This is a genomic window from Microbacterium sp. SW12 (assembly GCF_055391095.1).
In genome coordinates this window covers 2002170-2015365 of sequence record NZ_AP024335.1, presented here as the reverse complement: position 1 = coordinate 2015365, position 13196 = coordinate 2002170, and the positions used below count along the sequence as shown (strand labels likewise).

Sequence of the window (13196 nt, the reverse complement as noted above, 5' to 3'; positions counted from 1 at the left end):
TGATCAGGCCAGCGCGCGGCTCAAGGGCACGCCCGAGACCGAGGCGATACTGGTCACCGTCGCCCATCCGTCTGCCAGAAGCGCAGCGTCGGTGCCGGGCTCTGGCCGGTTCGGAAGGTCCTCGACGGCAAGACTGATGTGGTGCTCATCCCGCTCGGCCAACGTTGTCTGCACGATGCCGAACGGAGCAAGCTCTGCCTCGACGATGCCGCGCGGACGCTCGATGTTCGGGACGTTGACATTCAGGATCGTGCCCGCCGGCTCGGCCATGAGGTACGGCAGCAGTTCATCGACCACCTCTACGGCGCTTTGCCACCAGAACGTCCCCGGCGCGAAGCCGACATCGAGTGACACAGCCATCGCTCGTGAGCCGTGCAGGCCCCCCGTAAGCGCCGCCCCTACTGTTCCCGAGTGCACAATCGCGCGACCGACGTTTGCGCCGTGGTTGATGCCCGACAGCACGACATCCGGCGGCTCGCCGAAGGCGCCACGTGCTGCGATGAGCGCGATCAGCCCCGGACCAGCATGCACGGCGTGCGCGGGAACGCCGGCCGCATCGGCAAGCTCACGTCGCTCGACGCGGATACGCCCGTCGGACTGCGCCGCCATGATGGAGGCGCTCGATCCGCTTGACTGTGACGCCGGCGCGGCGATCACCGGATCGAGGCCTGCTCGACGAAACCGGCGCGCCAAGGGAGCAAGACCGGCGGCGTCGATTCCATCGTCGTTCGTGATCAGGATGCGGGTCATGGGGATTTTCGGCCCTGTCTGTTCTCCTCCGGAGTCGTCATGGCAGCGAGGTCATCGGGTGTAACACGACCATCGGCAGGGGTTGCCGCCGAATCCACGACACGAAGTCTCACCTGGTCACGCAGCCCCTCGATCGCATCCCGGTGGCCCGTGCCCAATCCGTGCCTCGTGACGTTGAGCGCCCCCGCCGCGGCGCCCAGCGTCACGGCTTCGCGAACAGTCTCGCCGCGCGCGATTCCCGCGACGACCCCGGCCGTGAGAGAGTCGCCGGCGCCGCGATGGTCGGCGATCTCGAAGCGCGGCACCGCGATCTCGGCGAGGCCCTCGGCATCCAGGAGCAACGCCGGCTGACTTGCCCGCGTGAGGATCACCGTCTCCGCCCCTCGCGAGCGCAGCTCGCTCATCCGCTCTGCCAGATCAGCAGTCGATCCGTCGCCCTCATCGGCGGCAAGCTCCTCATCGCTGAGCTTCAAGACGCTCACGCCACCGCGCAGCGCGGCGTCCAGGCGTTCACCGGCGAGATCCACCACAACCGTCGCTCCGCCGCGGCGCAGGTCCGAAGCCAGACGATGGTAGATCTCTACGGGAATCTCGTCGTGGGGCGGACCGCTGAGAACCACGAGGCCCGTGTCGATCCCCCGGCTGAGGGTCAGCGAATACAGCTCGTCCATCTCGTGCCGGCCCGGGGTCGTCGCTCGCTGCTCAGCGATCGTGCGACGCTCCCCATCCCGGCGATCGTGAATGTAGGCGGAGCCGCGGTCACCGCGTTCGATGGCATCGATCGTGATTCCCTCCCGTTCAAGGAGAGTCCGGATGACGAGGCCGCTCTCGCCGCTCAGCAGCGCGCACAGCGTCACATCGACGCCGAGCAGTGTGAGCATCCGTGCCTGCCAGACCCCTTGACCGCCAGCGTGCAGATGGACATCGTCGCCGGAGGGATGACTCTCGATCGTGACCGTCAGAGTCGGGGACGGTGCGAACACCGTCGCGCTGTTCACCGATGCGCTCCTCAGGCCGTCTGGCCCTCGTGCCGACCCTCGCCGATCTCTTCGACGAGCTTGTCGTTGAAGGCGGGAAGGTCATCGGGGGTGCGGCTGGAGACGAGTCCCTGATCGACGACGACTTCTTCGTCGACCCAGTTCGCTCCCGCGTTTCGCAGGTCGGTTTGCAGGCTCGGGTAGCTGGTCAGGGTGCGTCCTTCGACGACGTTCGCCTCGATCAGCGTCCATGCGCCGTGGCAGATCACGCCGACAGGCTTGTGCTGCTCGAAGAAGTCGCGCGCGAAACCGCACGATGCGGCATCCATGCGCAGATGGTCGGCGTTGACGACGCCCCCGGGCAGGACGAGCGCGTCGAACTCGGCAGCGTCGGCGACGGAGCTATCGATGTCCACGCTCTGCTGGTGACCGTTCTTGCCCGTGACGCTGTCACCTGCGGGGGAGACGAGGCGGGCTTGTGCTCCGTGCGAGGTCACGGCCTCCCAGGGCGAGGTCAGTTCGCTGTCTTCGAAGCCATCCGTGACCAGGAATGCGACGGTCTTGCCCGTGAGATGCGACATAGTGATCCTCCCTTGTCTGTGTGCGTACAGAGACGGTACGAGGCCCCTGCCCGCAGGGGCAGGGGCTTGCACCTGGGAGACTCGCTCGCTAGGGATCAGTGCGCGGGAACGGCACCCTCGGGCTGGTCAGCGGGTTTACGGATGATGAAGGCCCCGACGAGGATCGGCAGCGCAACGATCGCCGAGACCAGGAAGGCTCCTCGTGCCCCAGCCGCTGCTGCCTCGTTGGCCGGGAGACCCGCTTCGACGGCGGAGGCGGCGATTGCCGACATCGTCGTGACCATGACGGCCACGCCCGCGGCTCCCGCCACCTGCTGCACGGTTCCAAGGACCGCTGATCCGTACGAGTAGAACCGAGGCTGCAGCGAGGCGAGAGAGGCCGTGAACAGCGGCGTGAACGAGAGCGCGAGACCCAGCGACAGCACGATCTGCGTGACGAGAATGACCCAGATAGAGGTGTCAGCCCCGTAGGTTGCGTACGCCCAGAGAGCTGCGACCGCGAGGATCGCGCCGGGAACCAACAGCACGCGGGTTCCTGACGTGTCGTAAATGCGGCCCACGATCGGACCGGCAAAACCCATGGCGAGCGAACCCGGCAGCAGCAGGAGGCCACTTTCGAGCGCCGTCGCACCCACCGCCTGACTGAGGTAGAGGGGGAGGACCGTGATGGCACCGAAGAACGCCATCGAGAGGACGCCCATCTGAGCGATCGACAGGGAAAAGTTGAGTGACCGGAACACGCGCAGGTCCATGAGCGCGTCATCCTTGCGTTGCAGCACAAGCTGGCGCCACACGAACAGCGCGAGGGGGACGACGCCGACGGCGATCGCGATCACGAGGGTCATCGTGGAGCCGGCTTCGGCCGCGGCGTCAGTCTGCGACCCGCCGTGACTTGCGGCGCCGCCGATCTGGCTGAGCCCGTAGACGAGTCCGCCGAACCCGAACGCCGACAGGATCACCGACAGCACGTCAATCGGTGCACGGGTGGTTTCCCCGAGATTGCGAATCCAAATTGCGCCGGCAACGAGTGCGGCGATCGCAATCGGCAGGACGATACCGAAGATCCAGTGCCATCCGAGGGAATCGAGAATGAGTCCCGACAGCGACGGGCCGATCGCCGGAGCGAGCGCGATGACGATGCTGACGCGCCCCATCATCCGACCGCGCGCGTGCGGCGGCACGATGGTCATGAGCGTCGTCATGAGCAGCGGCATCATGATCGCGGTGCCCGATGCCTGAATGACACGCGCGACGAGAAGGATCTCGAAGCCGGGCGCGATGAAAGCGACAGCGGTGCCGGTCGAGAAGAGAGTCATCGCCGCCAGGAACACCTGCCGGGTCGTGAAGCGCTGGAGGAGGAAGCCGCTGATCGGGATCACGACGGCCATCGTGAGCATGAACGCCGTCGTCAGCCACTGGGCGGCGACCGCGGTGATGCCGAGGTCGACGATGAGGTGGGGGATCGCGACGCCCATCGTCGTCTCGTTGAGGATCGCGACGAAAGCCGCAGACAGGAGGAGCCAGATGATCCGGCTCTCTTCGGGGCGAAGGTTCAGCCCCGGGACCGGCGTTGCGGAATCGGGGCCGGCAGGGACGACCGGGATCGAGCCGGTCTGCGGGTTCGCGTTGATCGCTGCCACGGGCGGGTCCTCACTATCAGGGCGCATGTCGTCGGAGTCGAAGGGGAGGGGACGCCGAGAATGGGCGCACGAGAGCCACGCGTGGTGGCGACGTTCACGATAACGGCGGGAACCGACATTCGATTCCCGAGGGGTGGAAGTTCGTGCTTCCGGAAGCGGCTGGGCTCAGTCGTCGAGGGTCTCTTCGTCCACCGACTTGTCCCACTGCTCGGACCCGATCGCGTTCGTCGGATGCGGCGTGGGCTCTTCCTCGAGAAGATCGGCCGGTGCCGGAGAGATGAGCTGCTCCTCCGGGATCGACTTCAGGTCGTCGATTTCCTTGCGAAGCGCGTCCAGGTCTTCGTGTCCAGCACCGGCGCCATCGTTCGCAGTCATGGTCACAGCCTACCGGTGTCACCGCCCGGCGTTATGCTCCAGGCGTGAGGTTTGATGGCCTGAATCCCGATGCCCCGGCCTTCTTCGATGAGTTGGCTGTCAACAACACCAGAGAGTGGTGGCAGAGCCAGAAGTCGCGCTTCACCGACCGCGTCGCCGCTCCCTTCGAGGCGCTGGCCGCCGAACTCGAACCGGAGTTCGGACCGGTGAAGATCTTCCGCCCGTACCGTGATGTGCGCTTCAGCGCCGACAAGTCGCCCTACAAGCTCCAGATCGGCCTGGTTACGCGCGCTTCAGCCGCCCATTACCTCCAGCTCTCGGCATCCGGGCTGCTCATCGGCGGCGGGATGTACCAGCCGTCCCCTGCGCAGCTGGCGGCGTTCCGGTCGCTCGTGGACGATGCCCGGACGGCGCCAGACCTCGAGGCCACCCTCGCCGAGGTCAGCGCTGGCGGCTTCGAGCCGATGCGAGATGACGCGCTCCGCACGGCGCCTCGAGGGTTTCCCACCGACCATCCCCGCATCGACCTCCTCCGCCTTCGCCACCTGGCGGTCGGGCGAGAAGAGCCGCCCGACGACTGGATGTGGACGCCTGGTGCTCTCGACGAGATCCGTGCAGCCTGGCACGTCGTGTCAGTGTTATCGCGACAGACCCCGAAGCCCGCTGACGGCAGCTGGACACCCTCCTCGCGCTGCTAGGCGTCAGCTGTCGCGGCCGCCGTCCAAGCGGCCCTCGAAGGCGTCTAACGCTTCGCGATAGCGAAGGTCGGGGTGACTGTCAGCGATTGTGCGTAGACGTGGCACGTCCATTTCTTTGATGAGATCAACGCGGGCCTGCCGAGCCTCGGAGTGACCGCGGAGAACGTCGAGTCCTTCGCTCATCGCCTCGAGGCAGTCCCGCAGCACACCGAGCTCGGACTCGCGCTGCGTGATCGAGGATCCGTCCGGGCGCATTCGCCACCGCACGACGACGTCGGGGATCGTGTCGAAGACTGACGCCGACACGAGCATCCGCTGCGCGACGACCTGATCCTCGTACAGCCGACCCTCAGGGAAGCGGAGCTCGTCCCACACGCGGGCCCGACTCACCTTCGCCCACGCCACGATGCTCCCCGTCGCCGCCGGATGCTCGTCCAACGTCACGCGGTGTCGCTCGGGTGATGTCGCCGCGGCAACCCACGGCTGAACCGGCCCATCGAGATAGGTGCCGTCGGGCTGCGGTCGCAGCCGCGTGTAGGCGCCGATCACGAAGTCGCTTCCGGTGTGCTCGAGGGTGCCGATCATGCGCTCGAGCGCTGACGGTGTGAACTCGTCGTCAGCGTCCAAGAACCCCACGAACGGAGTGGTGACCAGTTGCAGTCCGGCGTTTCTCGCCGCCCCGAGGCCCCGCGTGCGCGGCAGCCGCAGGGCGCGGAACCGCTCATCGCGCGCTGCTGCGCGCTCGAAGAGATGACCCGTCTGATCGGTCGAGCCGTCGTCGATGAGGATCGCACGCCAGTCGCCCCGGGTCTGGTTTCGGAGAGAATCGAGCGCCGCGGGCACGTAGGGTGCGACATCCAGACCCGGAACGATGACGGTGATCGCCGGGTCGGTCATACCCCGGATCCTACGGCGGCAACAGCTGCCTCGATGGCGTCAACGACCGGGGCGACCGAGCCGGTGGCGCCCTGCCCGAGTGTCACGCGCACGGCGGTGCGGGCCTCGTCGTGGTCGATGCCGAGAGCGAGCAAGACGTGTGAGGCCTCCTCGCTGCCTGCCGCGCAGGCAGAGCCGCTGGAGGTGATGATCCCGTGCCGGTCGAGTTCGAGCAGCACGGTCTCGCCGTTCACACCCGCGAAGGTGAAACTCGCCGTGCCAGGAAGGCGGTGCGTCGGATGCCCGGTGAGCCGCGCGATCGGCACGCGTTGGAGCACGCCCGCGATGAGGTCGTCGCGCATCGCAGCTACTCGCACCGCAGCGTCGGTGCGCTCGGCCTCGGCGAGTTCGAGCGCGCGCGCGAGCCCGACGGCGCCTGCGACGTTCTCTGTGCCGCTGCGCCGCTCCCGCTCCTGTCCGCCGCCGTGCAGCACGGGCTCGAGCGGAATGCGCGACCGGATGCCGAGGGCACCGATCCCTTTGGGAGCGCCGATCTTGTGGCCGGCAACCGAGAGCGCGTCGGCGCCCAGGCCGTTCAGCGGTAGCCAACCGGCGGCCTGGACGGCATCCAGGTGCAGGGGTACCCGCCCGGCGACGGCGGTAACCAGACCGTCGACATCCTGAACCGTCCCGATCTCGTTGTTGGCGTAGCCGACGCTGACGATTGCCGACTCGTCGCGAATCGCTGCCGCGACGGCATCCGGATCGACCCGCCCGGTCGCGTCGACCGGAACGAGAGTCGCTTCGAACCCGTGGATGCGGGTCAGGTAGTCGACAGAGGCGAGCACCGACTCGTGCTCGATCGGTGTGGTCACCACGTGCCGGGCGCCGCGTCGCTGCTGCGCGGCTATCGCAACGCCCTTGATGGCGAGATTATTGGCCTCGGTCGCACCCGAGGTGAAGATCACGTCGGTGGCCCGCATCCCGAGGACGGCGGCCACCCGAGCTCGCGCGTCGGCCAGGGCGTGAGCTGCCTGCTCGCCGACGGTGTGGTGGCTCGACGGGTTACCGAAGTGCGACGTGAGGTACGGCGTCATCGCCTCCAGCACCTCGCGCCGGACCGGGGTGGTCGCGGCGTTGTCGAGGTACTGAACGCTCACGAGCGCGCGGCCTCGGAATCGATCCGGATGTCGAGGCCCAGGTCGATCGAGCGGACCGAGTGCGTCAACGCGCCGACCGAGACCACATCGACGCCCGTCGCGGCAATCGCGCCGACCGTGTCGAGCGAGACGCCCCCGGATGCCTCCACGACGGCCCGACCCGCGATGAGTTCGACTCCCTCCCGAAGCTCCTCGAGCGAGAAATTGTCGAGCATGATGATGTCGACGCCGGCCGCGAGCACCGCGGGAATCTGATCGACGCGGTCGACCTCGACCTCGACGCGCATCGTGTGAGGCAGAGTCGCGATGCCCGAACGCAGCGCGTCGGTGATCGACGCGCCCGACGCGGTCAGTACGGCGAGATGGTTGTCCTTGACCATCACGGCATCCGAGAGGGAGTACCGGTGGTTGTAGCCGCCGCCGCTGCGCACGGCGTGACGCTCGATGGCCCGGAGCCCCGGTGTCGTCTTGCGCGTGTCAGCGATGCGTGCGCCGGTCCCTGCGACAGCATCCACGTACCGCGACGTGAGGGTGGCGATGCCCGACATCCGCTGCGCGAAGTTGAGTCCGACACGCTCGGCCGTGAGAACGCCGCGGGCGGGCCCCTCGACCGTCGCGAGAACGTCGCCGGCGGCGAAGCGCTCGCCATCGGCCACTCGGACCGAGACGGCGATCGCGGCATCCGTCAGCGCGAAAGCTGCGGCAAACACCTCTCCGCCGCTGAAGGTCCCGGGCTCGCGGGCGACGAGCTCTGCCCGGGCGTGCACGGATGCCGGAACGAACGCCTCGGCGGTCGCGTCGCCCCAGGGTGCGTCTTCGGCGAGGGCCGCGGAGACGACCCGGTCGATGTCGGACCGGGTCAGCATCAGCTCACCACCGCGAGTTCGGCGTCGCGCCGGAAGTGTGCGCCGGCCGAGACCGTCCGCGCCCGCGCTGCGGCGACGACCTGTTCGGCAACCAGCAGGAGGTTCTCGTCCTCGTACTCGCGTTCGGTTTGCGGCGATCGCGCCTGCGCTCGCCAGTCGGCGATCACGCGTGCCGCGCGCGAGAGACCCTCTTCGTCGCGCACCAGCGACGCGTTCTCCCACATGAGGTCCTGCAGAGCGGCGCGAGAGAAGGCCGCACGGACGCCTCCGAGGTTCTCGGCTGCGCTTTTCGCGGTGGGTTCGTTGCCATCCCGAGCGCTCGTGGGCCACAGGCCGGATGCGGCATCCGTCGCGATCGCATCCCCGGCGCGCGCGCCGAACACAGCGCCCTCCAGGAGCGAGTTCGACGCGAGCCGGTTCGCCCCGTGGACGCCGGTGCGGGCGGTCTCTCCGACCGCATAGAGTCCGGGAAGCGAGGAGCGGCCCTCGAGGTCGGTCACGATTCCACCCATGAGGTAGTGGGCCGCCGGGGTGACCGGCACGGGAACGCGCGCCCAATCCAGGCCGCGCTCGCGCATGGCGTTGTCAATCGTGGGGAATCGCTCGCGCAGCCAGGCGGCGCGGGCATCGGCATCCGTCGCGGGGATGGCCGTGGCATCCAGCAGCACGGGGCGTCCGTCCTGCTGCCGCATGACGCGGGCTATCGCGCGGGCGACGACATCGCGCGGCGCGAGCTCACCGTCGGGGTGATCGTCGAAGACGAACCGGTGGCCGTCCTCATCGATGAGTGTGGCGCCCTCGCCGCGCACCGCCTCGGAGACGAGGAAGGCGTCACCGGCTGCGAGCACCGTCGGGTGGAACTGCACGAACTCGAGGTCAGCAACAGCGGCTCCTGCCCGAATCGCCGCAGCGATCCCGTCTCCGGTGGCCACAGCGGGATTGGTCGAGTGTGCGAACAGCTCGCCGATGCCCCCGGTGGCCAAGACGACGGCATCGGCCCGCAGCTCGTCGGGCGTTCCGGCGTGACCGTCGCGGGCGTCGCGCAGAATCCGGATGCCGCACACCCGCCCCACCTCGACCACAAGATCGACCAGGAACGCGTGCTCGATAACCGTCGCAGCGGTCGCGCGCACGGCGGCGACCAGAGCGCGCTCGATCTCGGTTCCGGTCGCGTCGCCGCCCGAGTGCAGGATGCGGGGGTAGGAGTGTGCTGCCTCGAGACCCTTGCGGAACTCACCGTGTTCGTCGCGATCGAACGCGACCCCGAGCGCGACAAGCTCCCGGATCCGCTCCGGGCCCTCCGTCGCAAGTACCCGCACCGCTGCCTCGTCGCCGAGCCCCGCCCCGGCGACGAGCGTGTCGTGGATGTGGTCTTCGACGCGGTCATCGGCGAACATGACTCCCGCGATCCCGCCCTGCGCGTAGCGCGTGTTGGCGTGCTCCAGAACGTCTTTGGTGACGACTGTCACGCGGCAGCCGCTCGCCGCCGCGTGGAGGGCGACGGTCAAGCCTGCGATGCCGCTGCCGACGACGATCACGCGCGGCGCGGATGTCATGATGCCTGCTCCCAGGCTGCAGCGGGGGCTGCCGGGGGCTTGGCTGCCAGCATCCGTTCCAGGGCGACCCGCGCGGGGTCTGCGACGTCGGTCGGAACCGTGATGCGGTTGACGACCTCGCCGGCGACGAGCGACTCCAGCACCCACGCGAGGTAGCCGGGATGGATGCGGTACATCGTCGAGCAGGGGCACACGACGGGGTCGAGGCAGAAGATCTCGTGCTGAGGATGCTCGGCCGCGAGGCGTTGAACGAGGTTGACCTCGGTGCCGATCGCGAACGTCGTCGGTTCGGTCGCCGCCTCGATGGCCTTACGGATGTAGTCGGTCGAGCCCGCCTCATCGGCGGCGTCGACGACCTCCATCGGGCACTCCGGGTGCACGATGACACGGACGCCAGGGTGCTCGGCGCGGGCCTTGTCGATCTGGGAGACCGAGAACCGACGGTGGACCGAGCAGAACCCATGCCACAGGATGACGCGCGCGGCATCCAGGGTCGTGTCGTCGTTGCCGCCCAGGGGCTTGCGGGGGTTCCACATCGGCATCTGCTCGAGCGGCACTCCCATCGCCTTCGCGGTGTTGCGCCCGAGGTGCTGGTCGGGGAAGAACAGCACGCGGCGGCCCCGCTCGAAGGCCCACTCCAGCACGGTCCGGGCGTTCGAGGACGTGCACACGATGCCGTGGTGCCGCCCGACGAACCCCTTGATCGCTGCCGAGGAGTTCATATAGGTCACCGGGATCACCGGGAGCAGGCCCTCGGCGTCCGGTGTATCGAGATCGCCGTAGATGTCGGCGAGCTCCTCCCACGCCTGCTCGACCTCGTCAATCGAGGCCATGTCGGCCATCGAGCATCCGGCAGCGAGGTTCGGCAGGATGACCGCCTGCTCGGGTCCGGAGAGCAGGTCTGCGGTCTCGGCCATGAAGTGCACGCCGCAGAACACGATGGCCTCGGCATCCGTTCGCGCTTTGGCAGCATTGGCGAGCTGGAACGAGTCGCCCACGTAGTCGGCGTGTCGCACGACCTCTTCGCGCTGGTAGAAGTGCCCGAGCACGACGACGCGCTCGCCGAGGGTCTGCTTGGCGGCAATGATCCGTGCGTCGAGCTCGGCCTCCGTGGCCTCGCGGTATTCCCGCGGCAGCTCACCCTGGCGCGGTGCGCCGGTCGGGATGACATCGCCCTCCGACGCTCCGGGTCCATAGCCCGGAACCGTGTCGAAGAGCCAGGGAGCCTCGACGAGGTCGGTGTTGCAGGTCTCGCCCTGCAGCGACCCCGAGACGATGCCGTGGATCTCGTGGTCGACGGACGGGTCGATGCGGCGCGGCGTCAGGGCGATGTTGACAGCTGTCATGAGGTGCTCGATTCGGGCGAGGAGGGGTGGATGCCACCGGGCCGGGCGGCGCTCAGCGGGCCCCGATCGGCAAGTTCGACATCCTGGTTGTAGCGGTACAGGCGGGCGGGACGATGGCTGCCGGTGCGGAACCGGTCGGTGGGGATGAGGTTCCCGGAGTTCTCGACCTGACGTCGGAAGTTCGCGGGATCGAGACGCCGATCGAGGATCGCCTCGTAGACCTCGCGAAGGTCGGCCAGTGTGAACAGGTCCGAGAGCAGGCCGTGCGCGATGCGGCTGTAGCCGACCTTGTTACGCAGCCGCCACAGGGCATACGACACGATCTCGTTGTGATCGAAGGCGAGCGTGCCAGGCGCGTTCGCGTCGAACCAGGCGACGTTCTCGGGCGCATCACCGGCTGCCTCATGGGCAGCGCGCTGGGCGTCCACGTCGTCGGCCCGCAGGAGTGCCCAATAGACGATCGACACGACGCGCGTGGGGGAGCGATCGACGTCTCCGAACGCGTAGAGCTGCTCCAGATAGCTCGGCGTCAGGCCCGTTGTCTCGGCGAGGGTACGTGATGCCGCGGCATCCAGGCCCTCTCCGGCATCCAGCCATCCACCGGGCAAGGCCCACAGGCATTCATAGGGTTCGCGGGTGCGACGCACGAGCGGCATCATGAGGCGTCCCGACCCATCGCCGGGGTCGCGGCGCACCGTGAAAATGACGGTCGACACCGCGACGCGGATGGCATCGGTGGATGCGGCGCGTGAGATATCGGGAGCGAGACTGGTTTGTGTCATGGTGACTCTAACTACGGGTTCGATCTTAGAGTCAGAGTGACCAGAACCGCAACTCGGTCGGGTTGGAAGAAAACCCCCAGGTTGGTCGACAGACTGGATGCGTGGTCCTCGGCATCCTCACCGACGTTCTCGTCGTGATCCTGCTGCTCGGCGCGCTCGCGTGGGGGATCGGCAGCGGCGTCCTCGCGATCCTCGGATCGGCGGTCGGCCTCGCCGTTGGCGGCGTGGCGGTCTGGTGGCTCCTGCCGATCGTCGCGCCGCTGCTGCCCGGGTCGGATTGGCGCGGGCCGGTGCTGATCGCCGGCGTTGTCGCCCTGCTCGTGGGCGGTGCAATAGCTGGCGGCGCGATTGGCAGCGTCCTGCGGCGCGGAGCCGAGAAGCTGCGCCTCCACGTGATCGACCGCCTGCTGGGTGGGGCAGTCGCGGTCGTCGCCACCGCGCTCTCGCTGTCGCTGGTGGCCCAGAGCGCCGCGGTCTCCGGCGTTCCGCTGGTGTCGGCAGCCACCTCGTCGTCGCGCGTCCTCGCCACGATCGATGCGCTGACCCCGGCACCCGTGAGCGCGGCCCTCGCGCAGCTGCGGCAGGCGGTCTTCGTCGACGCTTTGCCTCGGGTGGGGACGCTGCTGGATCTGCCCGCCACAGCACCGACAGCCCCGCCGGTCGCGCTCGATGACCCAGCCCTGAGCGTTGCCGCGCAGTCGGTTGCCCGGATTTCGGGAACCGCGTTCTCGTGCGCGCGCGGCATGACAGGGTCGGGTTTCGTCGTCGCGGATGACCGCGTGGTGACCAACGCGCACGTCGTCGCCGGGATGGAGCAGATCGTGGTCGAACTGCCGGGGCGCATCGCGCAGACGGGCCTGGTGGTCTGGTTCGACCCCGACCAGGATCTCGCCCTCATCGCGGTCGAAACCGAGGACGTTGCGGCACTGCCGGTCGTGCCGACGCTGCGGTCAGGAGATACCGCGGCGGTTGCCGGCTACCCCTATGGCGGCCCGTTCACGCTCGGGCAGGCGTCAGTGCGGTCGGTGGGAACCGCGCAGGTGCCTGACATCTACGACAGCGGGTCGGTGAGTCGCGAGATCTACGCGCTCGATGCTCGGGTCGCTCCAGGCAACTCCGGCGGTCCGGTGCTCACCGCCGGCGGCGACGCTGCGGGTGTCGTGTTCGCTCGCGCCGACGACGGGACGGATGTCGGCTATGCGGTGACCTCGGGAGTCCTCGCGCCGTTGGCGGAGCAAGCGAGCGCTCTCGTGGAGCCGGTTTCGACGGGATCCTGCACGCCCTGACGCGCGTCTGCTGGCGGGAACCCGGCGCTGGGATATGCTGGCCGCGCAACTGAAGATCCGGCCACATGACGGGTGCGGGAGAGCCCCGGGTTACACCGGGCACCGAAGGAGCAAGCCTCCCCGCCAATCTCTCAGGTCCGCGTACCGCGCACGTCCGGCCACTCTGGAAAGCGTCATCACCCGCGCATCGGGTGGCGGCCGCCGACGGTGAAAGCACAGCATCCGGTTCGCTCGGGTGCCGCGCGAAACTCTCAGGCCACAGACAGAGGGGGAGTTCACGGGCGTCGTACGGCGTCCCCCGTC

Annotated in this window: 13 protein-coding genes and 2 riboswitches; of the genes, 2 read left to right on the top strand and 11 right to left on the bottom strand. The window is 68.4% G+C overall.

Translation table 11 applies throughout. The features are described from left to right. Positions 1 to 3: 3 nt before the first annotated feature. The 5 genes from surE to MICSW_RS10160 all read right to left on the bottom strand — a co-directional run bounded on the left by surE (position 4) and on the right by MICSW_RS10160 (position 4323). Positions 4 to 750, bottom strand: coding sequence for a 5'/3'-nucleotidase SurE (gene surE, locus MICSW_RS10180; RefSeq protein ID WP_292728534.1), 747 nt, complete (start codon positions 748 to 750; stop codon positions 4 to 6). Next, positions 747 to 1748 (bottom strand): 1-phosphofructokinase family hexose kinase, encoded by a 1002-nt coding sequence (locus tag MICSW_RS10175; protein ID WP_292728536.1) that lies wholly within the window; start codon positions 1746 to 1748, stop codon positions 747 to 749. The genes surE and MICSW_RS10175 overlap by 4 nt, the downstream gene beginning before the upstream one ends. A gap of 11 nt (positions 1749 to 1759) precedes the next feature. Beyond that, positions 1760 to 2308 (bottom strand): type 1 glutamine amidotransferase domain-containing protein, encoded by a 549-nt coding sequence (locus tag MICSW_RS10170; RefSeq protein ID WP_292728538.1) that lies wholly within the window; start codon positions 2306 to 2308, stop codon positions 1760 to 1762. Between the two features lie 95 nt (positions 2309 to 2403). Next, positions 2404 to 3948, bottom strand: coding sequence for a DHA2 family efflux MFS transporter permease subunit (locus tag MICSW_RS10165; RefSeq protein WP_464495597.1), 1545 nt, complete (start codon positions 3946 to 3948; stop codon positions 2404 to 2406). 165 nt (positions 3949 to 4113) lie between these two features. Then, a complete protein-coding gene (locus MICSW_RS10160; RefSeq protein ID WP_464495595.1) occupies positions 4114 to 4323 on the bottom strand; it encodes a hypothetical protein in 210 nt (69 codons plus the stop codon). 44 nt (positions 4324 to 4367) lie between these two features. Between MICSW_RS10160 and MICSW_RS10155 the strand changes: the two genes are divergently transcribed. Further along, entirely contained in the window at positions 4368 to 5021 is a 654-nt protein-coding gene (locus tag MICSW_RS10155; protein WP_464495593.1) for a DUF2461 domain-containing protein, read from the top strand. Between the two features lie 3 nt (positions 5022 to 5024). Here MICSW_RS10155 and MICSW_RS10150 read toward each other — a convergent pair whose 3' ends face one another. The 6 genes from MICSW_RS10150 to MICSW_RS10125 are packed head-to-tail and all read right to left on the bottom strand — an operon-like array spanning position 5025 to position 11607. Continuing rightward, entirely contained in the window at positions 5025 to 5918 is an 894-nt protein-coding gene (locus MICSW_RS10150; RefSeq protein ID WP_292728545.1) for a glycosyltransferase family 2 protein, read from the bottom strand. Next, entirely contained in the window at positions 5915 to 7057 is a 1143-nt protein-coding gene (locus MICSW_RS10145) for a cysteine desulfurase family protein (protein ID WP_464495591.1), read from the bottom strand. The genes MICSW_RS10150 and MICSW_RS10145 overlap by 4 nt, the downstream gene beginning before the upstream one ends. Beyond that, complete coding sequence (gene nadC / locus MICSW_RS10140) at positions 7054 to 7923, bottom strand: carboxylating nicotinate-nucleotide diphosphorylase (RefSeq protein ID WP_464495590.1); 870 nt, start codon at positions 7921 to 7923, stop codon at positions 7054 to 7056. Before nadC ends, MICSW_RS10145 begins: the two co-directional genes overlap by 4 nt. Beyond that, the gene (gene nadB / locus MICSW_RS10135; RefSeq protein WP_464495586.1) at positions 7923 to 9479 is read right to left on the bottom strand and encodes an L-aspartate oxidase; all 1557 of its coding nucleotides are present in this window, start codon (positions 9477 to 9479) and stop codon (positions 7923 to 7925) included. Before nadB ends, nadC begins: the two co-directional genes overlap by 1 nt. Beyond that, the gene (nadA, locus tag MICSW_RS10130; RefSeq protein ID WP_228177081.1) at positions 9476 to 10825 is read right to left on the bottom strand and encodes a quinolinate synthase NadA; all 1350 of its coding nucleotides are present in this window, start codon (positions 10823 to 10825) and stop codon (positions 9476 to 9478) included. The genes nadB and nadA overlap by 4 nt, the downstream gene beginning before the upstream one ends. Then, positions 10822 to 11607: an NUDIX hydrolase gene (locus tag MICSW_RS10125; RefSeq protein WP_292728550.1), complete on the bottom strand. Its 786-nt coding sequence runs from the start codon at positions 11605 to 11607 to the stop codon at positions 10822 to 10824. The genes nadA and MICSW_RS10125 overlap by 4 nt, the downstream gene beginning before the upstream one ends. A gap of 101 nt (positions 11608 to 11708) precedes the next feature. Between MICSW_RS10125 and MICSW_RS10120 the strand changes: the two genes are divergently transcribed. Beyond that, the gene (locus tag MICSW_RS10120; protein WP_228177083.1) at positions 11709 to 12893 is read left to right on the top strand and encodes a MarP family serine protease; all 1185 of its coding nucleotides are present in this window, start codon (positions 11709 to 11711) and stop codon (positions 12891 to 12893) included. 65 nt (positions 12894 to 12958) lie between these two features. Next, positions 12959 to 13050: riboswitch (glycine riboswitch) on the top strand. 1 nt (position 13051) lies between these two features. Next, a riboswitch (glycine riboswitch) is annotated at positions 13052 to 13166 on the top strand. Positions 13167 to 13196: the final 30 nt, after the last annotated feature.